Source organism: Serratia sp. K1WW1 (assembly GCF_055790865.1).
Map to the genome: position 1 here is coordinate 4295292 of NZ_CM147697.1, position 22754 is coordinate 4318045.

At 54.5% G+C, this 22754-nt stretch carries 20 protein-coding genes; 4 read left to right on the forward strand and 16 right to left on the reverse strand.

Annotated features, from left to right (window positions below; translation table 11 throughout):
• Positions 1-70 precede the first annotated feature (70 nt).
• Positions 71-1714 carry a phosphoglucomutase (alpha-D-glucose-1,6-bisphosphate-dependent) gene (gene pgm / locus ACX9GU_RS19450; protein ID WP_071682262.1) on the reverse strand — a complete coding sequence of 548 codons (1644 nt, stop codon included), beginning with the start codon at positions 1712-1714 and terminating at the stop codon, positions 71-73.
• Between the two features lie 77 nt (positions 1715-1791).
• Positions 1792-2334, reverse strand: a complete 543-nt coding sequence (seqA, locus tag ACX9GU_RS19455; RefSeq protein ID WP_021805296.1) for a replication initiation negative regulator SeqA — start codon at positions 2332-2334, stop codon at positions 1792-1794.
• 240 nt (positions 2335-2574) lie between these two features.
• Between seqA and ybfF the strand changes: the two genes are divergently transcribed.
• The 4 genes from ybfF to fur all read left to right on the forward strand — a co-directional run bounded on the left by ybfF (position 2575) and on the right by fur (position 5407).
• Positions 2575-3357: an esterase gene (gene ybfF / locus ACX9GU_RS19460; protein WP_261457069.1), complete on the forward strand. Its 783-nt coding sequence runs from the start codon at positions 2575-2577 to the stop codon at positions 3355-3357.
• Between the two features lie 247 nt (positions 3358-3604).
• Positions 3605-3892, forward strand: a complete 288-nt coding sequence (gene ybfE, locus ACX9GU_RS19465; RefSeq protein ID WP_021805298.1) for a LexA regulated protein — start codon at positions 3605-3607, stop codon at positions 3890-3892.
• A 203-nt stretch (positions 3893-4095) separates the two neighbouring features.
• Positions 4096-4635: a flavodoxin FldA gene (fldA, locus tag ACX9GU_RS19470; protein ID WP_021805299.1), complete on the forward strand. Its 540-nt coding sequence runs from the start codon at positions 4096-4098 to the stop codon at positions 4633-4635.
• A gap of 325 nt (positions 4636-4960) precedes the next feature.
• Positions 4961-5407, forward strand: coding sequence for a ferric iron uptake transcriptional regulator (gene fur / locus ACX9GU_RS19475; protein WP_021805300.1), 447 nt, complete (start codon positions 4961-4963; stop codon positions 5405-5407).
• A 182-nt stretch (positions 5408-5589) separates the two neighbouring features.
• On the opposite strand, the gene ACX9GU_RS19480 is transcribed toward fur, so the two are convergent.
• The 14 genes from ACX9GU_RS19480 to ACX9GU_RS19545 form a co-directional block, all read right to left on the reverse strand.
• Positions 5590-8253 (reverse strand): beta-N-acetylhexosaminidase, encoded by a 2664-nt coding sequence (locus ACX9GU_RS19480; protein ID WP_473192607.1) that lies wholly within the window; start codon positions 8251-8253, stop codon positions 5590-5592.
• 18 nt (positions 8254-8271) lie between these two features.
• Positions 8272-8598 carry a ChiQ/YbfN family lipoprotein gene (gene chiQ, locus ACX9GU_RS19485; RefSeq protein ID WP_071682264.1) on the reverse strand — a complete coding sequence of 109 codons (327 nt, stop codon included), beginning with the start codon at positions 8596-8598 and terminating at the stop codon, positions 8272-8274.
• A gap of 50 nt (positions 8599-8648) precedes the next feature.
• A complete protein-coding gene (gene chiP, locus ACX9GU_RS19490) occupies positions 8649-10037 on the reverse strand; it encodes a chitoporin ChiP (protein ID WP_473192608.1) in 1389 nt (462 codons plus the stop codon).
• 594 nt (positions 10038-10631) lie between these two features.
• Positions 10632-11366 (reverse strand): SDR family oxidoreductase, encoded by a 735-nt coding sequence (locus ACX9GU_RS19495; protein ID WP_473192609.1) that lies wholly within the window; start codon positions 11364-11366, stop codon positions 10632-10634.
• Positions 11367-11370: 4 nt separating this feature from the next.
• On the reverse strand, positions 11371-11619 hold the full coding sequence (locus ACX9GU_RS19500; RefSeq protein WP_473192610.1) for an acyl carrier protein: 249 nt from the start codon (positions 11617-11619) through the stop codon (positions 11371-11373).
• 17 nt (positions 11620-11636) lie between these two features.
• Positions 11637-12437, reverse strand: coding sequence for a hypothetical protein (locus tag ACX9GU_RS19505; protein ID WP_473192611.1), 801 nt, complete (start codon positions 12435-12437; stop codon positions 11637-11639).
• A 2-nt stretch (positions 12438-12439) separates the two neighbouring features.
• A complete protein-coding gene (locus ACX9GU_RS19510) occupies positions 12440-13690 on the reverse strand; it encodes a beta-ketoacyl-[acyl-carrier-protein] synthase family protein (RefSeq protein ID WP_473192612.1) in 1251 nt (416 codons plus the stop codon).
• A 22-nt stretch (positions 13691-13712) separates the two neighbouring features.
• A complete protein-coding gene (locus ACX9GU_RS19515) occupies positions 13713-15086 on the reverse strand; it encodes an efflux transporter outer membrane subunit (RefSeq protein ID WP_473195218.1) in 1374 nt (457 codons plus the stop codon).
• Entirely contained in the window at positions 15086-17041 is a 1956-nt protein-coding gene (locus ACX9GU_RS19520; protein ID WP_473192613.1) for an ABC transporter permease, read from the reverse strand. The genes ACX9GU_RS19515 and ACX9GU_RS19520 overlap by 1 nt, the downstream gene beginning before the upstream one ends.
• Positions 17034-18185 carry an efflux RND transporter periplasmic adaptor subunit gene (locus ACX9GU_RS19525; RefSeq protein WP_473192614.1) on the reverse strand — a complete coding sequence of 384 codons (1152 nt, stop codon included), beginning with the start codon at positions 18183-18185 and terminating at the stop codon, positions 17034-17036. Before ACX9GU_RS19525 ends, ACX9GU_RS19520 begins: the two co-directional genes overlap by 8 nt.
• 8 nt (positions 18186-18193) lie before the next feature.
• Positions 18194-20326 (reverse strand): peptidase domain-containing ABC transporter, encoded by a 2133-nt coding sequence (locus ACX9GU_RS19530; RefSeq protein WP_473192615.1) that lies wholly within the window; start codon positions 20324-20326, stop codon positions 18194-18196.
• A gap of 24 nt (positions 20327-20350) precedes the next feature.
• Positions 20351-21298, reverse strand: coding sequence for an ABC transporter (locus tag ACX9GU_RS19535; protein WP_473192616.1), 948 nt, complete (start codon positions 21296-21298; stop codon positions 20351-20353).
• A complete protein-coding gene (locus ACX9GU_RS19540) occupies positions 21298-21966 on the reverse strand; it encodes a thioredoxin domain-containing protein (RefSeq protein ID WP_473192617.1) in 669 nt (222 codons plus the stop codon). Before ACX9GU_RS19540 ends, ACX9GU_RS19535 begins: the two co-directional genes overlap by 1 nt.
• Positions 21967-22172: 206 nt before the next feature.
• Positions 22173-22361: a DUF4762 family protein gene (locus ACX9GU_RS19545; RefSeq protein WP_473192618.1), complete on the reverse strand. Its 189-nt coding sequence runs from the start codon at positions 22359-22361 to the stop codon at positions 22173-22175.
• Between the last annotated feature and the right edge of the window lie 393 nt (positions 22362-22754).

Genomic DNA, 22754 nt, shown 5'->3' on the forward strand with positions numbered 1-22754 from the left:
TTTAACCAACTAGCCCAGTCAGTTACTTATGTAAATGACTGGGCTGAAACTGGAAAACGACAGGTAGATATTATTTTGCTGAAGCTAACACTTCACTGACGATCTCGACCGCTTCATGCTCGATCTTTTCACGGTGCTCGGCACCCAGGAAGCTTTCGCAGTAGATCTTGTAAGCCTCTTCGGTACCCGAAGGACGAGCGGCAAACCAGCCGTTGTCGGTCATCACTTTCAGGCCGCCGATAGATGCGCCGTTACCCGGTGCTGCCGTCAGACGCGCGGTGATAGGATCGCCCGCCAAGGTGCTGGCCTTGACCATTTCCGGTGACAGCTTGGACAACGCCGCTTTCTGTGCGGAGGTTGCCGGAGCCTGGATACGGTTGTAGCTTGGTGCACCGAAGCGTTTGGCCAGATCGTTATAGTGATGCTGCGGGTTTTCACCGGTGACCGCGGTGATCTCTGCCGCCAACAGGCACATGATGATGCCGTCTTTATCGGTAGACCAAGGCGTACCATCGAAGCGCAGGAATGAAGCCCCGGCGCTCTCTTCGCCGCCGAAGCCGAAGCTACCGTCGAACAGGCCGTCAACAAACCATTTGAAACCGACCGGCACTTCCACCAGCTTGCGGCCCAGATCGGCCACTACGCGGTCAATCATCGCGCTGGAAACCAGCGTTTTACCGACGGCAACGTTGGCACCCCATTGCGGGCGATGCTGGAACAGGTAATTGATGGCAACGGCCAGGTAGTGGTTCGGGTTCATCAGGCCCGCAGGCGTGACGATACCGTGGCGGTCATAGTCCGGATCGTTGGCAAATGCCAGATCGAACTTGTCGCGCAGGGCCAGCAGGCCAGCCATTGCCGATTCGGACGAGCAGTCCATACGGATGATGCCGTCATGGTCGAGGTGCATAAAGCGGAAGGTCTGATCGATGGAGTCATTCACCAGCGTCAGATCCAGCTTATAATGCTCGGCAATGCGCTGCCAGTAGGCAATGCCGGAACCGCCAAGCGGGTCGACGCCCAGCTTCAGGCCCGCACGCTGAATGGCTGGCATATCGACAATGTCCACCAGCCCTGCCACGTAAGGCTGCACCAGATCCTGCGCATGCAGATGGCCGCCAGTCCAGGCTTTATCCAGCGATTGACGCTGCACGCCCTGCAGCTTGAGGCTCAGCAGTTCGTTGGCACGCTTTTCAATCACGGAAGTCAGGTTGGTATCGGCTGGGCCACCGTTTGGCGGGTTATATTTGATGCCGCCGTCTTCAGGTGGGTTATGCGAAGGGGTAATCACGATGCCGTCTGCCTGCGCGCCCCCTTTACGGTTGAAGCACAAGATAGCGTGTGACACGGCAGGGGTTGGCGTAAAGCCGTTGTTTTCCTGCACCACCACGTCAACGCCGTTGGCGGTCAGTACTTCCAGCACGGAAATAAAGGCGGGTTCGGACAGCGCATGGGTGTCTTTACCCACGTAGCAAGGGCCTGTGGTGCCCTGTTGACGACGCACTTCGGCAATGGCCTGAGCGATCGCCAGGATATGTGCTTCGTTAAAGCTCTGACGAAGCGCGCTGCCGCGATGCCCTGAGGTCCCGAATTTCACCGCGTGTGCAGCATTACCGGCCTCTGGTTGCAGCACATAATACTGCGACGTCAGCTGGGCTACGTTGATCAAATCACTTTGCTGAGCGGGTTGCCCGGCACGTGGGTCATTAGCCATCGACTACTCCCTAAAATGCCAGTACTGTGGCCGGGCAATGAGTCGCTTACGGCCACCGTGACGGGCTGTTCGCTAAATTAGACGGTGCCGCAAACTTTCTCGATCAGTTCCGCAGGGAACTGCATGGCCTGCATGATGTGTTCGATCATGCTGCGTTTGCGGCCGGTGTTGGTATTGGTGATCACCCAGTAAGGTGTACCTGGCACATGCTTGGGCTTGGTATGCGTTCCGTTGGCCAACAGCGTTTGCTGATCGCCAGCAAAATAGGTACGGGTACGGCCATGCAACGAATCCGTTGCCGCGGCAAAGCCCGCCGCATCGAGGGTGTACAAGGTGGAAAGTACCAGCATAAAACGATTTACAGCTTTGCTCTGTTCGGCATATTCGTCCGACAGCAACAGCTCGCGCACCGCACGCACGCGATCGCGTGGACGCTGTGCTGCAACGGCAGCCGCTGACGGCTCTGCCTGGCCACTGGCAACCACAGGGGCGGTGCGCACAGGCTGGCCTGCGGTAAACTTCAACATACGCCGTAAAATATCAGACGCACTTTCACCGATATGTTGCGTGTGGCTGGCAATATAGCGGTAAAGTTCTTCGTCGACTTCAATAGTTTTCATCTTTATCCAGTACGTTTTTTCTACTTATGAACCTGAAGCCAATTGGTGCATTCAAGCCATGGGATTATAAGGTTAAAAGCGCGGGTGCGAACACTACAATGTTCTCCCAAACGGCAAAAGCAGACTTTAGCCAACCGCCTTGGCCGCCAACCCCTCACCATACCATGAAATATCGGCAAAATTCTGCGAACAAACCAATATCTCTGCAATCATGATAACCTAACTAAATGTTATCAAGTCATGAACTTCACCATGAAATTACATTATCAATTACTGGCCTCTGAGGCCGCCACACCTGCCAGCTTACCGATCGTGCTGATCCACGGTCTGTTCGGTAATCTGGATAACCTGGGCGTGCTGGCCCGCGATCTGAACCAGCAGCATACGGTGATCAAGGTCGATCTGCGCAATCACGGGCTGTCACCGCGCGCAGCGGAGATGACCTACCCGGCAATGGCGCAGGATCTGTTGACGTTGTTAGACGACTTGCAAATCGAGCGAGCCATCGTGATCGGCCACTCAATGGGCGGCAAAGCAGCGATGGCATTGACCGCGCTAGCCCCGGAGCGGATTGAACGGCTGGTGGCGATCGATATCGCCCCGGTGGATTACGACACTCGCCGCCATGACCAGATCTTTACCGCACTGCAAGCCGTCACCGATGCGGGTATCACCCAGCGTCAGCAGGCTGCGCAGCTCATGCGAGCCACGCTGGATGAAGAAGGCGTGATCCAGTTTCTGTTGAAATCTTTCCATGCTGGCAGTTGGCGGTTCAACCTGCCGGTGCTGATCGAGCAATATGAGAACATTATCGGCTGGCAAGAGGTTCCACCCTGGCCACACCCGACGCTGTTTATCCGTGGTGGCCTCTCGCCTTACGTGCAGGATAGCTACCGCGATGACATCGCCCGCCAGTTCCCGCAGGCACGCGCCTATGTGGTTGCAGGCTCCGGCCACTGGGTCCATGCGGAGAAACCGGACGCCGTATTACGGGCAATTCACCGCTTTATTGACCAGCCCTGAGCTCAAGTGGCGAAAAAACGCGCTAGAGAGAATAGCTTAGCGCGTTTGTAGCTAAGTTAGGCATTGTCGTCGCTCCATCTGCTGGGGTAATATGGCGCGCTATAATTTTGCCACCCTGTCCAGGTGTGAAGCTGCGCTTGGCTGGGGGTGAATTTGGGTTAGGGTTAATTGGCCCGAATTGTGTAAATCGAACCGTCTGGAAGCGTAAACCGCTTTTTGATGCAAACTCCCTTGCAGTAGCGCAACAATGGCAAAAGAACAAACGGATCGCACGACGCTGGATCTGTTCGCAGATGAACGCCGTCCAGGGCGCCCAAAAACCAACCCGCTTTCCCGTGATGAACAGCTTAGAATTAATAAGCGTAATCAGCTACGACGGGACAAAGTGCGTGGATTACGGCGTGTGGAGCTGAAAATCAACGCAGACGCGGTAGATGCTCTCAACAAACTGGCCGACCAGCGCAATATCAGCCGCAGCGAATTGATCGAACAAATGCTGTTGGCCCAACTGGCAGAAGAACAGCCAGAACACTGATCTCTGCTGCCGCACGCGCGGCACGGCGTTAAGGATGACGCCAGATCGGTTCCACCTCCGCAGAGGCATCGCATAAACGCGATAAAACCTCAGGGCAAATTTCTGGCATGATACGCATTTACGGCTGAGCAAACCTGCCCTTGGCAGCGCCTCAGGCCGCGTTTACGCAACACATTCATTTGAATTAAAAGGTTATCTTTACTATGGCTCATGTAGGCATTTTCTTTGGCAGCGACACTGGCAATACCGAAAACATTGCCAAGATGATCCAAAAGACGCTTCAGCAAAAATTCGGCAACGACGTGGCAGAAATCCACGACATCGCCAAAAGCAGCAAAGAAGATCTGGCAGCGTTTGATATCCTGCTGCTCGGTATCCCAACCTGGTACTATGGTGAAGCCCAGTGCGACTGGGATGATTTCTTCCCGACGCTGGAAGACATCGACTTTAACGGCAAGCTGGTGGCGCTGTTTGGCTGTGGCGATCAGGAAGACTACGCGGAATATTTCTGCGATGCGATGGGCACCATCCGCGACATCATTGAACCACGCGGTGCGGCCATCGTCGGCCACTGGCCAACCAAAGGCTACCATTTTGAAGCCTCCAAGGGTCTGGCAGACGATGATCACTTTGTCGGGCTGGCCATTGACGAAGATCGTCAACCTGAGCTGACCAACGAACGTGTAGACGCTTGGGTCAAGCAAATCAGTGAAGAGCTGAGCCTGGCCGAGATCGTCGGCTAAGCCTCTGCCCCGGCGGATACGTAACACATGGTAGGGGCGCCGTATAGCGCGCCCTTCTGTTATCGGCATCACGGATTAGAGCAATAGAAGATACAAGTTTGTAACTTCCTACCTCGCCACGGTAGACTGAGACATCGGTTTATCCCATCCATCAAAGCTTTGCATGATTACCCTGGTAAAGTGCAAAGATAGGTTTGTTAACAACCGGCGGTTTCTATTTGCAGCAACCGGTTCTATAATGAGACGCAATTAACGCTTTGTGCCAACCGATGCCATAGGCGAGAACGCCTCAACTTGATTAGCATAGTAACAGGACTGAATCCGCATGACTGATAACAACTCCGCATTGAAGAAGGCTGGCTTAAAAGTCACTCTTCCGCGACTCAAAATCCTGGAAGTCTTGCAGGATCCGGCATGCCATCACGTCAGTGCGGAAGATCTGTACAAAAAACTGATAGATATGGGCGAAGAAATTGGCCTGGCCACGGTATACCGCGTGCTGAACCAGTTTGACGACGCAGGTATTGTGACCCGCCACAATTTTGAAGGTGGCAAGTCGGTTTTCGAACTGACTCAGCAGCACCACCACGATCACCTGATTTGCCTGGACTGCGGCAAAGTGATCGAGTTCAGCGACGAATCCATCGAAGTGCGTCAGCGCGATATCGCCAAGCAACACGGTATCAAGCTCACCAACCACAGCCTGTACCTGTACGGCCACTGTGAAACCGGTGATTGCCGCGAGAACGAAACGCTGCACAACAAGAACTGATCCTGGTCCGCCAGAACGCGAAAACCGCCTACACGGCGGTTTTTTTATGCCTAAATGACAGATAAAAAAATCCCCGGACAGGCCCGGGGAAAAATATCCACTCAATTATCACAATTGCAGTTTGCTCTCACCTAGCACTATCTCCGCCCATCTACCGACACGTAGGCGGGCGGAGTTCTCACTTACGCTTTCACTGGCTCGGCACGGCTGAAGCGTTTGCCATCCGGGCTAATCGCGCGGATTTGCACATCACCCGCTACCGCAGGGCGCGCTTTATCGTCATAACGCTGCCACTGTTTGCCGCCGTCGGTGGAATATTCAATTCCCAGGCCCGGCAGAGCAATATTTGCCTCCAACTTGCCACCGATGATGCGTGCACCTGGGACCGGCAGGCGATAGCCCACACCCGCTTTATCCATCTTGGCCAGCTCACGTTGGCCAATCAGGTTGGCAAAGCGCAGCCAGTCCTTATCAAGGGTTTTGGTATCGACCTGATGGGTTTCGCCGCCTTTGTACTCACGGCCAGCTTTATAATCCTGCTCCCAGCTGGCGCGGTGCCATGCACGTTCTGCAAGCGACACGGCACGTGGGTAAATCATGTATTCCATCTGCTGGTCGGTACGCACCACTTCGCTCCACAGTTGGGCGGAAAGACCATAGGCGCCCGGCCATGGTTTGTCGCTCTTGGCGGTGAAGTGGTTACCGTCACGGTCAACCGAGGTTTCGGCGTTCTGCGGCAGGTTGTTCGGCGCAAAGCTGAAGATCTTCTGCTCGTCGCTGAAACGGGTGCCCCAGTAGTAACCGTGCTCGTCCGGGCTGACTTCATACGGGAAGTCCATATAGACGTAGTCCGGGTTAGAGATCACCACGTCATAACCCTTGTTCGCCCAGTCGTTAGCCGAGTCGAAGCCACCCCAGTACAGGGTATCCCAGAAGTTCACCGCCACATGGTTGGTCGCGAAGGCCTTCGAGTCTTTGGCATCTTTCAGGCCATCTTGCCACGCCTGCATTCTGTCAATACCGTGCGCTTTCACCAACTGGCTGACTTCCAGACCGAAGTAGCTCGGCAAGTGTTCCATATCTTCCACTTTGCCGTCTTTGATGATGGCCTGGCAAACCTGCGACTTGGCCCACGGCTTGTCTTCTTTGCTCAGATCAAGGATGCCCTTGCCCGCTTCCGGGTTTTTCACGTCGGTATAGCCAGCGCCCAGACGGATGTTCTTCGCTTCGTCCCCACCAAAGTGCCAGGTTTTCAGCGGTTGACCGGCCTCTTTGTGCATCTGGGCCACTTCACCAATCACTTTGTCCACGAAGTTCTTGGACGAATCCAGGCATGGATTCAGGTAGCTCTGGCGGTTGAAGTATTGCACCGAGGTGGTGTTGGAGGTATCGGTCGGATCCACCAGGCGGAACTCGTTAGCCTCTTTCTCTTTCCCTTCGGCAAGCAGTTTCTTGTAGCGAGCTTCCATAGAAGTAATCGCCGCACGGGCGTGCGCCGGCATGTCGATCTCAGGGATCACTTCAATCTGGCGTGCCTGAGCATATTTAACGATATCGATATAGTCCTGACGGGAGAAGAAGCCGCCGTGTGGTGCCGGGCCAGAGCCGTATTGTGGCATCAGGCAGGTGGTCTCGCTCAGGTCATGACAACGCTGGCCGCCCACTTCGGTCAACTCTGGCAGGCCAGGGATCTCAATGCGCCAACCTTCGTCATCCGTCAGGTGGAAGTGGAATTTATTCAGCTTGTAGGCTGCCATTTGATCCAGCAGGCGCAATACGGCGTCTTTTTGGTGGAAGTTACGCGCCACGTCCAGGAAGATGCCGCGGTATTGGAAGCGCGGTGCATCTTTGGCATCCAGCGTCGCGATCTTCTTGCTGCCATCCGAAGGGATTAACGACAGGATGGATTGCAGACCATAGAACACCCCAGTCTGATCGAAACCGACGATCTCGGCACCTTTCTCGCCAATCTTCAGCTGGTAGGCACCAGGCACGGCCTGATCGCCTTTGAATGCAGCTGGCTTGATATCCGTCTTGATTGGATAACCGTTCGCCTGGCTCTCAATGCCCAGCAGTGCAAAGCGCTCGGCTGCGGCATCTGCCGCTGGCTTGGTCAAGGCGCTCAGTTCCAGCGCCACGCCTTTGCTCAGGTCAATATCCTTCGCATGGACTTTAACTTCCATCGGGGTTGGGATGATTTGCCCACGCAGCGATGCCATCGGCAACACTTTCAGATCCTGGTTCTTGGTGAAGCGGCTTTCCGGCACCATCAGAATGTTGTTGTCATCCTTGGTACGCTTCCACTGGTCACCGGTGAACGGGGCAACAAACTGGTGAACATCTTCGGTATCGGTATTCGACAGGATCTTCGGCTGAGCATCGCCGGAAGTGGCATACCAGCGCGGCAGGAAGTCGGTGCGGAACAGCTGCCAGTATTCAGCGATAATCGGGATTTCCACCGCCTGATTGGCCGGGAAGCTGGTGAATTTGTCCGTCGGTTCCAGCTTATACAGATCGCCGGTGATGTGGGTGATTTTGAACTGGTCGTTATCGACCTTCAGCGTCTGGCGCGGGCTGTGGAAATAGATCGCCCAGTCTTTATCTTTGATTTCCTGATTGCCGTTGGTCAAGGTGATCAGCACCTTGTGGCAGGACGCCCAGTCGGCACCCAGCTTGGCACAGTCCACGCCGTTCTCGGCAGCACGGTTGTCCAACATTTTCAGATTGACCTGCAACTGGCTGAGTTGATCAACCACCTGCTGGTTGGCCATGGCAGAACCCACGCTGCCCAATAGCCCAACGGTAGCCGTCAGGGCGGCGAGAGCACTCATCTTAAACTTGTTCATCTGCAACCTCTTGCGTAATCAGTTGTTGTTAGCGCGAATTTCTTTCCAAATCTTGCCGCATTTGGCGTCATACGCCTGGCCATTGCCGGTATGGGCGGCCTGGATGCAGCTTTGGTAATCCAGCACCCGCACGGTTTCCTGCTCAGCGAACTGTTGGTGCTGTTTCTCTTGCTTCAACACGTTCAGCACCGCCTGGCAGGCCTGCAATTTCTCTGGTGAACCTTCCGCGGTATTGATACAGGCGCTGTAGGCCTGGCGCAGCTTGACATCTTCCGGTGGCGCGACGGATTGCGAGCAGGCGCTAAGCCCGGCAACCGCAGCGATAATCAGCATCAGTTTTTTCATGGTTAAAGTCCTGTGGCATTTCCCCGGCAGCCTGGCCACCGGGGAGCGCATTAGAAGATGGTGAACGGTGCGATAACGATGAATTTGACGTCTTTCTCATCCTGGAAGATGTTGCCGTAACCGCCGCCCCAGCTTGGGATATCGGAATGGTTGTCATACTGCGTGAAGTGCAGTTTGAACAGGGTGCCTTTGGCACGTCCGTCCTGCATGGTGTACATCGCATCCAGGCTGTAAGCGCTCTCTCTCAGGCGCTGGCTCTGATCGTAAATCGGGTTGGTGCTTGGCTTGGCGTCCCAGGCGTAAACGTAGGAAGCGCCGACGGCCATGCCAGGCAGGTTCCAGTTGCTCAGGTCATACATCACGCCACCGAACACGGCTTTTTCGCCGTTGGCGTTAAAGTCGGAGCGGTTATCCCACCAGATATCGAGGCGGCCGTTTGAGGAGGCGTAGGTCGGGGTCATACGCTGCAGGAAGAAGCCTTGGTTACCTTCCGCCTTGACCATGGTGCCTTCCAGGCGCCAGTTGAACTGGCCGGTGGTATAACCGAAGGTCAGCGCCTGCAACCATGCCAGACCATCATAGATGCTGTTCGGATCGCTATTATCACCGATGCGGTCTTCTGCGCCGTAGAACTGGTAGCTGGTGGTCATTGGGTTGCCGGCCAGGTCAAACTTGTAAGACGCCTTGGTGAAATACTGATTCACGTAGCCTTGCGCCTGGCCAAACGCGGCTTCCAGCACCAGGTCGTTTTTGAAATCGTATTTGGCACCCAGCGAGTGCAGGTAGGAAACGTCGGTCTTGCGATCGTTCTGACGGAAGTCGTCCATCTCGATGTGCCAAGGCGCTTTGTACTTGTTGGTCCACATATAGGAGAAACTCAACGCACCTGAATCGCCATAGTCAAAGTTGGCACCGGCTTCAGCACCCTGGTAGGTACCCGGCATAAAGCTCCAGTGCGGGGCCAGCAACGTTTGCCCGGTTGGCTGGATATAACCGGCACGCGCCCAGACCGGGCCATACTTGAACTTACCGGCCGCTTTATACAGGCTGATACCGCTTTTATCGCCGGAGTAATCTTCATCATAGGTACGGTTACGGCTGGAGAACGCGATTTCGTTCGGGTGGCCACTCTCGCTGGATTCGGCCATTTCGATGGCGGTGAACGCCGCCACATCGATACCAAACATGTCCGCCGCATAGCCGGAGGTGAAATCCAGGTTGGCGTTCCAGGTAGAGTGAGAGAGGTTGGTTTTAAAATCACCGGTTTCAACGTCTTTACGATCGCGTTGACGTTGCCAGTAATAGACCCCACCGGTCAGCGTAGAATCGTCGATAAACCCTTCCGCTTGCGCTTCTGGGGCCATAACGAATCCGCTTCCTAATAGTGCACCCGCGACTGCGAGCGCCAGCGTTTTACGCTGAGCACCGTGCGTACCCATAAGAAAATTCCTCTTTGACTTTGACTTTAAAGTGCGCCCGCCTGCGTTCACCACTGCCCTGCACGGTCGCTAATATAAAAACCCTAATCGGGTAAAATTGTGCCGGGTGATAAAATTCACCTCGGCCTTGATACTGTAGCTAGACTATTTTTCGCGACGCGAATTATCAAATGAAAAGTGAGAGAGATTTGTCAAAGTATGACAAGGTGCACACATTGATGATAATTCGTTACAATAATGAGCAAGGTCACTATTTATAAATAATTTACAATAAAATCATATAATAAAAGCTTAAAAAAGCTAATCCCCTGTGGATTGAAAGGTTTCAGCAAGCGAAAAACGCCGATTGGCGCTAAAAATGAGAGCGCTCCACAAATGATATTAATTCGCATCGCGAATATATAAGTCGAGATGATGAAAAAAGATACGCAGTGACAACCAAGTTAATTCTTAGGAAAAAACAAGCGTGATCACCGCTAACAACAGCGCAAGGGAGGGTTGGTTTTAGGGATAAAAAAAGCCGAAAAGGACGCAGCATGTGTACGGGTTAGGTGCGGAGATTTGTAGGGGACGAACATGTTCGTCCCAAGTGGATCAGGCAGTTAACCCTCCGTCGAGGATCAGGCTCTGTCCTGTCATATAACGGCTGTCATCACCGATCAGAAATACCGCGGCCCTGGCGACTTCGCTGGCCTTGCCCAAACGCCGCAGCGGGATTTGTTTGCGCAGCGCTTTCAGCGCCTCCGGTGGGATCGCATCTGTCATCTCGCTGTGAATGATCCCCGGCAGCAGGCAATTCACCCGGATGTTAAAGCGAGCCACCTCCAACGCCAGCGACTTGGCCAGGCCTATCATCGCCGATTTACTGGTAGCGTATGCCGTCTGCCCCACATTGCCCTTGATCCCCGTTACCGAAGACATCAGTACGATAGCTCCTTCCCCCTGCCCCATCATGGCTGGCAGCAGGTGCCGGTTCCAGTAGAATACGGCATTGAGGTTAGTGTCGATCACCTGCCGCCAGCGCTCGCTCGTTTGTTGGATATGCAAACTGTCATGGGTGATCCCCGCATTATGGATCACAGCCACAGGCGCTCCGAGGCGGGCCAATAGCTCCGGTGCTGCAAGGTTCACCGCCTGCTCATCACTGCCATCGCAAACAACGCTTTCCACCCAGCCAGGCAAACCGGCACAGGCCTCAATCACCTCGGCTGAGGGCGATTGATCGCTACGGCAGGTCAACACCACGTTCCACCGTTTGGCCAACTCTTCCACCAGCGCGCGGCCAATCCCCCGGCTACCACCGGTCACTAATACCCATTGTCTGGTCATAGGCTTATTTATGCTGTTCGGCCAGAGATTGGCACAGTTCACCCAATGTCATATTGGGTTTATCGATAAACATTTCGGCACTCAACGTGGCACCAAATTCACGCTTGGCCAGAACCATCAGTTCGACGTAATCCAGGCTATCGAGTTTTAGCTGATGCAAGGGCATCTCTGGCGAGAGGTCGTCCATCTCGAGATCTTTGGCGTCACAGATCATTTCGCTGACGGTGAAGTAAATTTGTTGGTACTTTTCCATGGTATGTCCTTATGTTTTTAACTGGCCAACGGCCAGGTTTTCAAGGTGACTGCCGTTGTTATCAGCGGTTGCGACAGCGTGTTAGCCTGGATCTCCGCCCGTAACACCCAGCCGCTGTGTTTATCCCCCATGATCAACATTGGCGAAATCTGGTAGTACAGCCGCTCGGCAAGGTGAAAATGGGGATCGGGGGTAAAAAGCCGGGCGCTAAAGTGGGTTTCATGGTGTGTCTGCACCACCGGGATCTGCGCGAACACGTCGAGCAGCGTCTCGGCAGCCAGTTCGGGAAACGCTGCGCTCAGCGTCGCCAGCGTTGCCGGGGATTGCACCAACAGCTGAAATAACAGCGCATCAAAGAACCCCCAAGTCTGAGTAATATCAGAGACCTCACCCGGAAATCGGCGGGCTAGTACCATCACTTCAGCCATCGTCAGCGAGTGTTCCTTCACGCCAACACTCGATGGCAAGAGTGGGGCCGAAGTCAGCGTGCTGCTAAAACAGCGTTCCTGTGTGGTACTGTCCAGCAGCGTACCGGTCACCGAGCTTCCCTTGCTGGCTATCTGCAACTGATAGGACGTCTGGCACAACACTGGCTGGCGCAAACGTGCGCGGAAGGTACAGCCATCCTGATCCGGCGCTGCAGCCAGCAGGGCTGTGCTCAGGTGGCGTTTCATATCCAGCATCGCACGCATCCCATGCACGCTCAGCTGCGCCACACCGATCTTGCGCGCCTGTTGCAGGTCAAAATGGATCGGATTGTAATCGCCAGAAAATGCGCCCCAGGCTTCAGCATCTTGCACGGTATAAGTAAGATCCATACTCATGCCTGCCCAATTACCAAGGCCGCATTGGCACCGCCAAAGCCAAAGCTCAGATTCAGCGTATTTTGTAACGCTGCAGAACGATGCCCCTCACCGATGTAATCCAGATCGCATTGTGGATCGGCATTCGTCAGGTGGCAGGTCGCAGGCATCACCTGATGCTGCATGGCTTGCAGGCAAATAATGGATTCAAAACTGCCCGCCGCCGCAATCAGATGCCCGGAATAAGATTTGGTACTGGAAAGCGGTGTGCTAAAAGCGGCTTCACCGAAGGCCAGTTTGATGGCCTGCGTTTCGTTCAGATCGTTGAGCGGCGTAGAAGTGCCATGCGCATTGATATAGTCGATATCCGCAGCCGCCAATCCCGCCTGATCCAATGCTCGCGCGATAGTCTTGACCCGGGCAAGCTTGTCTTCGGCTGGGGCAGTAAAATCGACGGCATCGGAATAATTACCGTAACCTTTGATTTCGCCAAGGATAGTTGCCCCGCGAGCCAGCGCGGCTTCCCGCTCCTCCAGGCACAAAACGGCCGCCCCTTCGGATAGCACAAAACCGTTGCGATCCAGGCTGAACGGGCAGCAGGCCTTGCGGATATCTTCCTGCTCGCTCGCCAACGCTCGAAGGATGTCGATGTTCCATACTGCGGCATCGGTACGCAGCGACTCCCCGGCCCCGGCAAGCATCATGGAGGCGCGACCACTGCGGATCACCTCAAAAGCATCACCGATGGCGATGGTCCCGGTCGCACAGGCCGCAATCGGGCTGTTTTGATAACCGCGCAGGCCCCAGAACAGGCTGCACGCCGCCGTAGCCGCATTCGGCATCGACAGGAAACAGCCAAACGGTGAGCCCAAGCCCGTGCGCAGATAGCCTTCATAATTCATATGGGTTTCATCCTGCCCCGCCCAGCCGCTGCCCATAATCGTGCCGCACTCCAGCAGATCGTAATGGGCCGCCGGGCTGTCGCCCTGAAACGCCATGCCCATAGCCTCACGGGCCGCGGCCAACACCAGCCGGGCAAAACGCGGCAGACGGCGACGGATCGCCGCAGGAACCCCTTTCAAGCTAGGCTCCTCGTCGATCAACCCCAGAAAACGCGACTGGATCCCCACGCTGGATTTATCGCAATAACGGTAACCTAGCTGATAATCCATGATCGCCGCCCAGCTTTGCGCTGCGTTCATTCCCAGCGGTGTCACCGCCCCGTAACCGGTGACCACCACTCGGCGCGGCATTAAATCTTTATTCATGATTTCCCCTTTCCCTATCATTTTATTTTGCCACACCACCGCCCAGTGCCAGCCAGAGTTGCATGGTGGCATTGAGGTAGCCGTACTGCAGATCCACCAGATTATTTTCAATGGTCAGCAGGGCATCTTCTGCATCCAGCAGAGTCTGGAAAGAAACGGCTCCCGCCTGGTATTGGCTAGTCGCCAGCGCTAAACGCTGCTGGCCTAGCTGCAGATTCTGCTGCTGGTTTTTCCTTTGCTGCTGATAGCCAAGCCGCTGCGTCATGGCGTTATCCACATCGGACAAGGCGCTGTAGACCGTGCTGCGAAACACAATCGCCGCCTGCCTGACATCCAGATCCGACTTTTCGATGGTAAGTTGTACGGTGTTCCATTCCACAAACGGTAAGGCAGCATTAGCGCCCACTGTTCTGGCCGGGTTACTGAACCACTGCTGGAAAACATGACTGGCAGCCCCGAGTGAGGCACTCAGCGAAAGCGTCGGATAAAAGCCAAGGCGGGCCACATCCGAACCTGCCAACGCCGCGCGCAGCTGGCTTTCCGCCGCTTTCACATCCGGGCGGCGGGCGATAACCTCAACCGGCAGCATCTTGGCTATCGGTACATCCTGGTGGGTGTCCAGAGAAGATCGCTCTACCTGACGATCGGTGGGCGAACGGTTGAACAGGATGGCCAACGCGTTGCGGGCCTCCTCGCGCTGTTGTTGCAACAGGCGCAGCCGGTTTTCACGCTCGATCACCGATTGCTGCGCCTGCAATACATCAAGTTGCCCAGCCGCGCCTGCTGCGTAGCGGGACTGCACCATGTCGAGCGTCTGCTTACTGATTTCCAGCCCGGTTTGCTGTTGCGTGATCTGCTGATTGAAGCTGGCGATCTGCCAGTAATAGCGCGCGGTATCACCGATCAATATCAGCGCGGTGTTTTGCCGATCCTGCTCCGAGGCCTCAACCTGCCACTGAGCCTGCTCTCTGGCCCGCGCCAGCTTGCCCCACAAATCCAGTTCATAGCTCAGATCCAGCGAAGTGCGGTAAGACTCCGTCGGGGTGGTATTGCTGCGCAGGTTTTTTTCATTGCTCGCGCCGCCGCTAACCGCCACGTCCGGTGTCAGGTTGGTATCCGTTAACCCCGCCGCCAGCCGCGCCTGCTGTAGCTGCAATCCGGCAATCGCCAGATCGTTGTTACTGGTCAGCACCCGACCAATCAGTGTCGAGAGTTGTGGATCGTCAAAGCTGTCCCACCAGCGTTGGCTGTGCTGTAAATAACCCGCCCCGCTCTCCTGCTGCCGCCATTCGGAGGGCACAGAAAGCATGGGTTGCTGATAGTCGCTTTTGACTAATGAGCCACACCCCGTCAGCAATAAGGGGAATAGCAGTGTCCAGGAAAGTTTGCCCATCATCATTCGCGTGCCAGCGCCTCCGTAGGGTGAAGGCGCGCTGCATTACGCGCAGGGAAAAAGCCAAACCCAAGGCCGATCAGCGCCGAGAATCCGCAGGCCAGCACCATCGGTGGCCAGGTAAAGATCATGGAAAACTCCTGCGTGACCCAGGAGAAAATCACCCCGGCCAGCCCGGCACCGATAATGCCAATCAGCCCACCCAGCGAGCAGATCACCATCGCTTCGATCAGGAACTGGCGCATAATATCCGCAGGACGCGCCCCAACCGACAGGCGGATGCCGATCTCATGGGTTCGTTCTGTCACGGATACCAGCATGATATTCATCACGCCAACGCCCCCCACCAGCAGGGAAATTCCGGCGATGGCGGTAATTAGCAGCGTCATGGAATCCGACGCCTTGCGGATGGCCTGCGTCATCTGATCATTGGTCTGGGTGAAAAAGTCACGCTGGCCATGAGCCTGCTCCAGTAATGCTTCTACCCGGCCTTGCACCTCACGTAATGAAATGCCGTCGTTGACCCGCAGGGTTATCGATTCGATCGGCATATTGCCGGACATACGCTCCAGCAACGCGGTGTAAGGCATCCACGCGCCAAGCATCATGCCGCTGAACTTGCCGCCCTTACGCTCGGCAATACCGATCACCCGGTATGGCGTACCCGCCAACTGGATGATCTCCCCCTCGGGCTCCTCATCCGGTTCAAACAGCGTGGCGCGCAGTTCTGGATCGATGATCACCACCGGTTCACGCTCGTCCAGATCACGCCCGGTAAAGCCGTTGCCGGAGAGGAAATGCAGGCCCTGCACGCGAAAATATGCGTTGCTGATGCCGGAAATCGACACCATAGCCTGCTTGCCTCCACGTACCGCTTTTACCGTATTGCTGACCAACGGCGACACGCTATCGACATAAGGTTGCTCCGCCAGCAGTTCGACATCGGACACCGTGAGCGCCCGCGCAAAGTCGGGGCGGAGATTATCCCAGCCCAGCCCCGGACGGATCTCCAGCGTACTGGTGCCCAGCTGGCTGATTTCATTCAGAATACTTTGCCTAGCCCCTTCCCCGACCGCCATGGATGACACCACCGAAGAGATACCGATGATGATACCCAGCATCGACAGAAAGGCCCGGGCGCGGTGCCCCAACAAGGCCCGCCAGGCCATCTTGACGGCCTCTTTTACGCTTTGCCAAAACCTTGTGCGGCCAGTAGCCACAGCAACCGGCAGCGCTGGCGGGGTCTCCAACGGCGCGACGGCATGATTGGCCTGATCGGAAATAATCTCGCCGTCGCTGATTTCAATGATGCGCTGTGCCTGATTGGCGATATCACGATCATGGGTCACGATAATCAGAGTGTGTCCTGCCTGGTGCAGCGCGTGCAGGATCCCCATTAACTCCTGGCCGCTGGCACGATCGAGCGCCCCCGTCGGTTCGTCAGCCAGAATGATTTCCGCCCCGTTCATCAGTGCCCGGGCGATACTGACCCGCTGTTGCTGCCCACCGGAAAGCTGGGCCGGTTTGTAATGGATACGCTGCTGCAACCCAAGCCGGGCCAGTAAATACTCGGCCCGCTGCTGACGTTCAGCCGTCGGCATCGCCGTATACAGAGCCGGGATGGAGACGTTTTCAGCGGCGCTGAGGTACGGCATCAGATGATAGCGCTGGAAAATAAATCCAATGTACTGGCTGCGTAATTGAGCCAACTGTTCGCTACTGGCCTGGGGGGTGGGAATTCCCTTGATGGACATCTCCCCCTGCGTCGGCTTATCCAGGCAGCCGATGATATTCATCAGCGTGGATTTCCCCGATCCGGAAGCGCCAATGATCGCCACCATTTCCCCCCGCTGAATGGTGAGTGAGATAGATTTCAACACCGCCACCGTCTGCAATCCGGACACAAAATGGCGGGATACGCCGCGCAGAGCGATCAAAGGCTCATTATGTTTAGCCATGATGATCGCTTCCCGTCACCGAGGAACTCAGCACCACGCGATCTCCCTCGTTGAGCCCTTCTTTAACTTCGGCAAACTGCCGGTCATTAAGCCCAATACGGACCCAGCGTTGCTCAAGCTGCTTGCCATTCATCACCTGCACCTGATAGCGGTCTGCATCCCGCTGTGCGCCAAAGGCGGCAACCGGCACTCGCAGGATATTCCTGGCCTGTTCGGTGATGATAAACACCTGGGCAGTCATTGAGGTTCGTAGCAAACGCTGGGCGTTGGCGATCACAAATACGCCGTTGTAATACACCGCAGAGGCTTGCTGGCTGGAGGAAGTCGCAAGGCTGTCGTCCAGCAAGGCCTCGCCAGGCGCTTCCTGGATCGAACCCATCACACTCTCATAGCGCTTTTTCGGATCGGCAACCACGTAAAACCACAGTGGCTGCCCAACGCGAACCTTGAGGATGTCCGTTTCAGAAATGCGGGTATGCACTGACATGGTATCGACATCCGCCAGTACCAAAATGGTGGGTACGGTTTGAGAAGAGACAATGGTTTGCCCTTCTTTGGTGACAATCCCCAACACTTCACCATCAATCGGCGCGACAATGCGGGTAAAGCCCAGGTTGGCGCGGGCCGTTTCCAGCTCCATCTGCGCCTGAACGATTTGGGCATCATTCACCTTTAGCTGGGCGACCTGCGTCTGGAGCTGGGCCTGGGCTTTCTGCAACTCACTTTTTATGCCGGAGCCTTCGCGATCCATTCTGCGCTGCCGGGTCAGTTCCTGCTGATACTGTTTGAGCATCGTCTGAGTGACCTGTTTCTGCGCCTGCGCGCTTTGTAATGCCGCTTCTGATTTACGCAGCGCATTCTGCTGCAACGTAGGATCAATCTCCGCCAACAGTTGCCCGCGAGTGACTCGATCCCCCTGTTTCACATACAGCTTTTGCAGTTGCCCGTTGACCTGCGCCCCGACGCTGACTTGCAGCAACGGTTTAAGTACCCCGGTAGCCAGCACCGTTTTTTCAATATCACCGCGGGTAATTTCGGCAGTATTGAGGGTGCCATCTGATGTTGGCGTCATGGCATACCAGGCAATCGCACCGCTCAATGCGGCCAATGCCAGCACCACCATCAGCAACTTCGTCCCTGTCATTTTAATCTTCATGAGTATGCTGCCGCTGTCAGGTCAGGTTGCGGTGCGAACAGGGTATCAACCTGCGCCATACCCCCATTGTCCATGCGATAAACCCGATCAAACATCGACAGCACGCTTTCGCTGTGTGTCACGGTGATCAGCGTTTTTTGATGTTCACGGCAATGGGCAAGCAAGGTCGTCATCACCTGATGCGCCGTATTTTCATCCAGGTTGGCCGTGGGCTCATCCAGCACCAGCACCGGGCAGTTGCTGTACATTGCCCGTGCCAATAACAGGCGTTGGCGCTGCCCCAGGGACAACCCGGCATGGCTTTCACGGATCAGGGCGTTGAGGCCACCCGGCAGTTTTTCAACGACCGAGTGCAGATTCAGCCCCTCAAGGGAACGTTTAATCCGCTGGTGTTGATGCTCGTCCACGTTCTCATCAAACAACGTGATGTTCTCTAGCACCGAGGCATTGAACAGAATATCTTCCTGACTTTGCAGGAAGAACAAGCTGTGTATCTGCCGATAATCTACCGGCTGACCATCGACCACCACCTCACCTTGCTGCGGGGCCATCAGGCCGGTCATCACTTTCAGCAGCGTGCTTTTGCCCGTCCCCGACTCACCGACAATGGCAATCCGTTGGCCGGGTTGCAGCGATATCGACAAATCATGCAGCACCGGCAACTGGGCATCGTAGGCAAAGACAATATGGCGAAAACTCAACCGAGAGCTGAACTGCGGGAGCGTTTTAGGTGCCGCTTCATGCTCTGAACTGGAAGGAAACAGATCCCGCGCACGGGTATCAATGACGTGCAGCTGGTTCTTTTGCAAAATGGCGTAGAATATTTTGGTGATATACGAGGTGAAAATCTCCCGCACAAAACTGTAGGCAAAAAACTCCCCCAGCGTCAGGACCCCCTTTTTCAACAATGGCAACGCCAGCAGCATGAAAAACACCATCTCCAGGCTACCGATCAGCTGATACAGGCTGCTTTTTACCTGCTCATAGATCCTCTGCTGTTGCTGGCAGGTAAACAGGGATAACGCGTAGCGGGCAAATACGCTTTTGCGCTGGCTGTCCAGCCCAGCGGATTTGATGGTGGAAAAACCCTGAATGCTTTCCAGAATAAAGTCGCTTTGCTCCGCCGTTTTTACCTGCAACTGCTGGGTGTAATAGCGATCGCGATAGATGGCCCAGATGCTGATCAACCCCATTAGCGTAACGCCAACGCCAGAGACCATCGCCAGCAGCGGGCTCATGTAACACATAACGCCTAACGCGATAGCGCCGATAATCCAATCGGTACGCAGGCCGTTATCCAGCTCGATCTTGATGCCGGACGCCAGCTGCCAGTTGGAAAAGCGGCTGAACACGTCGCCCGGTGCGCGTTTGGCAAAGAAGTTGAGCGAATTACCGAGTAACCGCGAGAATCCGGCAACGCTGTTGACCACCACAAAGCGTTTAATAAACCGCTCCGTAACCCAACGCACGGCGAAGGCCAGCAGGGTTGAAACAAAAAACGCCAGCAGGAAATAGAAATACGGGAAGTCGGCGTCACCCGCCGAGGAGTAAACCTGATTGATGGCGCTGCCCACCATCGTCGGCATGATGAACAGGGTTAAAGAAATCAGAAAGGCCAGCACCATCAGCCGATAGATACCCGGCATCCTGGCGGTCTCTTTCAGGCTCATGCACTCCAGGGCTTTGAAACCCGTACTGCGCTTTTTATCAGCCTGTGGGTCGGTTTGTCTTTCACTATCCAGCACCAGCGCGTAGCCGCTGATTTCCAGTTTTAATGCATCGATGGGCAACAGCTGCTGACCTATCGCCGGGTTCATCACGCAAACATAGTTGCCTTGGCGGTACGCCAACAGCACATAGTGGCTGGCACCATAATGTAAAATGGCAGGCAACGGCAGCTCCGCCAGCTCCCCATGGTCGAAAATCACCGGGTAAGCGGGTATGGCCAGCTCAGAGAGAATGGTACATAACGTGGTCAACGAGGTGCCATGCTGCGACGCAGGATAGCGTTCACGCAGGTTCTCCAGCGGGGCATCGATGCCCTGCGTCTGCGCCAGCATGGCGATACAGGCCAACCCACACTCATTGGTTTCACCTTGAAAAACCTGCGTCGGGATTATCTTTTCCATGATCTGACTTCTTCAATTTCCAGATTATTCATTGATAAAAAATAACGAATGCGAGTGCCATAACAGCCAGTCTTCAGGATGCCGGGCTATCGACGTTTCAATGATTTCCGGCAGCCTGGCTTTCAGGCTGCGAGCCTGCACCGGCGGCTCAATATGGATTTTTATTTCCTGGTCGTAATACAGGTAATAAAAAACCACCTGTGCCGATAACGCCCGGGCAATGCGTATCACTCCGCTATGCAGATTGGCAGGGCGATCAAAAAGCCGACAAGGTAGTTTTGCCGTTGCTGCCGTATTGGCATTGACGGTGTAATCGGGGGTGATATCAGGGAAGATCATGATGTTCCGCTGATGATCCGCTGCCTCCATGATCGCCGCCATCAGGTTGCCGGCAATTTCCCGGCTATCGTCATGGATCGAACAATAAGCAAGATTGACCTTCCCTAGCTGGCGGACTTTTTCCTGATAGATTTCCACACTGCTGGAAACGATCACCGTTGCCTGACCAGGGAAAGCCGCTCCCCCAACCATCCCGGCCAACACATCGGACACCATATGCAATGGAGCTAGCACCACCGGCGAACCGGCTTGATGCAAAGGCTCCACCACGGCATTCAACTGGGCTTTACAACGCTCCATCTGATCCTGTATCTGTGGGCTTTGCCCATAGGTAGCGGCCAGATCCAATAGCCGCCGACGATAGCTCATCCCGGCAAAATCCAATTTACGGCCATCGCCAAGCAAGCACTGCTTATTGGCGGCGGCCACAAAAGCACGCCTACGCTCGCCTCGGTCTCCCAGCCGCAACCTTCTGCCCCACGCCGCCAGCACAAGAAACCAACGATAATCACCGTGCTGCAATAGCCAACAGGCGGCGCTTCTCTGTGCTTTGCGCAGGGGCGCCAGACTACGCATCAGCGTTGCCAGGCTATTTCGCCATGCCAGATAGGCCCATACAGCAAAGAAACGCATTAGGGCTCCAGCGGTTTGTCATGCTGTAACAACGACAACAAGTGGTCAGCAAACTCGGGGAACTCACGATCCTGCAGTGCCAGCCATTTCCTGTTGACGATAAAGCTCGGCGTTGCGTCTATGTTGTAATAGCGGGAGACCTCGGTCATATAGCTCAGCAAGTCTTTCACCTGCGGGGTCTGGCTAACACGGGCGTACTCCGCGAGATCGATATTTTGCTCCTGAAGCCAGATATCACGATTTTTAGGGTTACTCAGATCGACCTTGTCCCGGATAATCGCGTCATAGGCGCTCTGACGGTGCTGCGGTTCAATGCCCATCATCGTTAACGTCGCAAACAACGGGGAAAAACTGGCCAAACCATTCATCTGCTCGTTATTGATATGCAAACGGATCAACTTGCTCCCGGCAGGCATACGCGCCTCCAGCTTATCCAGATTTTCTTCATTCAGGGCGCAGTAGTGGCAGCCATAAGAGAAGAGTTCGATAAGGGTATTGCCTTCTTTGATCGGGCTATTGTTAACATTATTATTATCGAAAGCGAACAGGCTTTGTTGATCGTCATTAGTGTTCAATACAAAATAGTGAAAATAGGCTGTCGTCATAAGTGATGATACAATAATAACCACTAACGTATACAGGGTAATAAACAGAGGGGTTCTGAACATAAAAAACTCGTCCTAAAAGGCCTGCAATTAGCTTTATCGTTGCGAAACAGGCTGACACGAAAAATCGTATCAGCACTGAAATAAACGCTGAATAAGGGTCCATGTTTACCCGCCCTTACTGGACACAGGCTTGAGTTTAACTCGGACTCAATAACCCTCTATTCAAGGGTAGTAAGGACGGGGCAACAGGATAAAATTATTCAGTATTACTTCTCAATAATACCGCAATTGGCCAAAGCGCTAGGTTTAGAATCCTGGCTGATGATTTTACCGGTTTTATCGGTACAGGTTGTTACCATATTGCACTTGAAACCAGAGGCGACATATTTGGTCGTACAGGTTTTACAGGTACCGCCGACGATTGAGTTGGCTTGAGAAACAGTAAGCTTTTTCACAACATAATCCTTATATAGTGAGTATAAATCAGCCTTGGCATTATCTATCTTGATAGAAAAAACCATGCTTAGTATAAAGGCACAATAAAATATGCCTTTATTAAAGCATGCTGATTATTATTTACCACCCTGTATTTCGGGCAAGAATAGCCGATCAACTAACGCAGATCAATAAGTTTATGGCTAATACGCAGAGCGCCAAAATATAAGTATAAGTGGTCGCAACCCCCACTTATTTCGATATTTAGTAATAGGAATAAGCCAAGTTAAGCGACTCAAAATTTAAGCAAAATAAAATGCAGGCCAGATAAATCAGGCAGGTTTATTACCCCGGCTTTATTATGGACTTATGGTTTTAGTTAACGGAACGCTGGCCTAATGGCCAAAATCAGG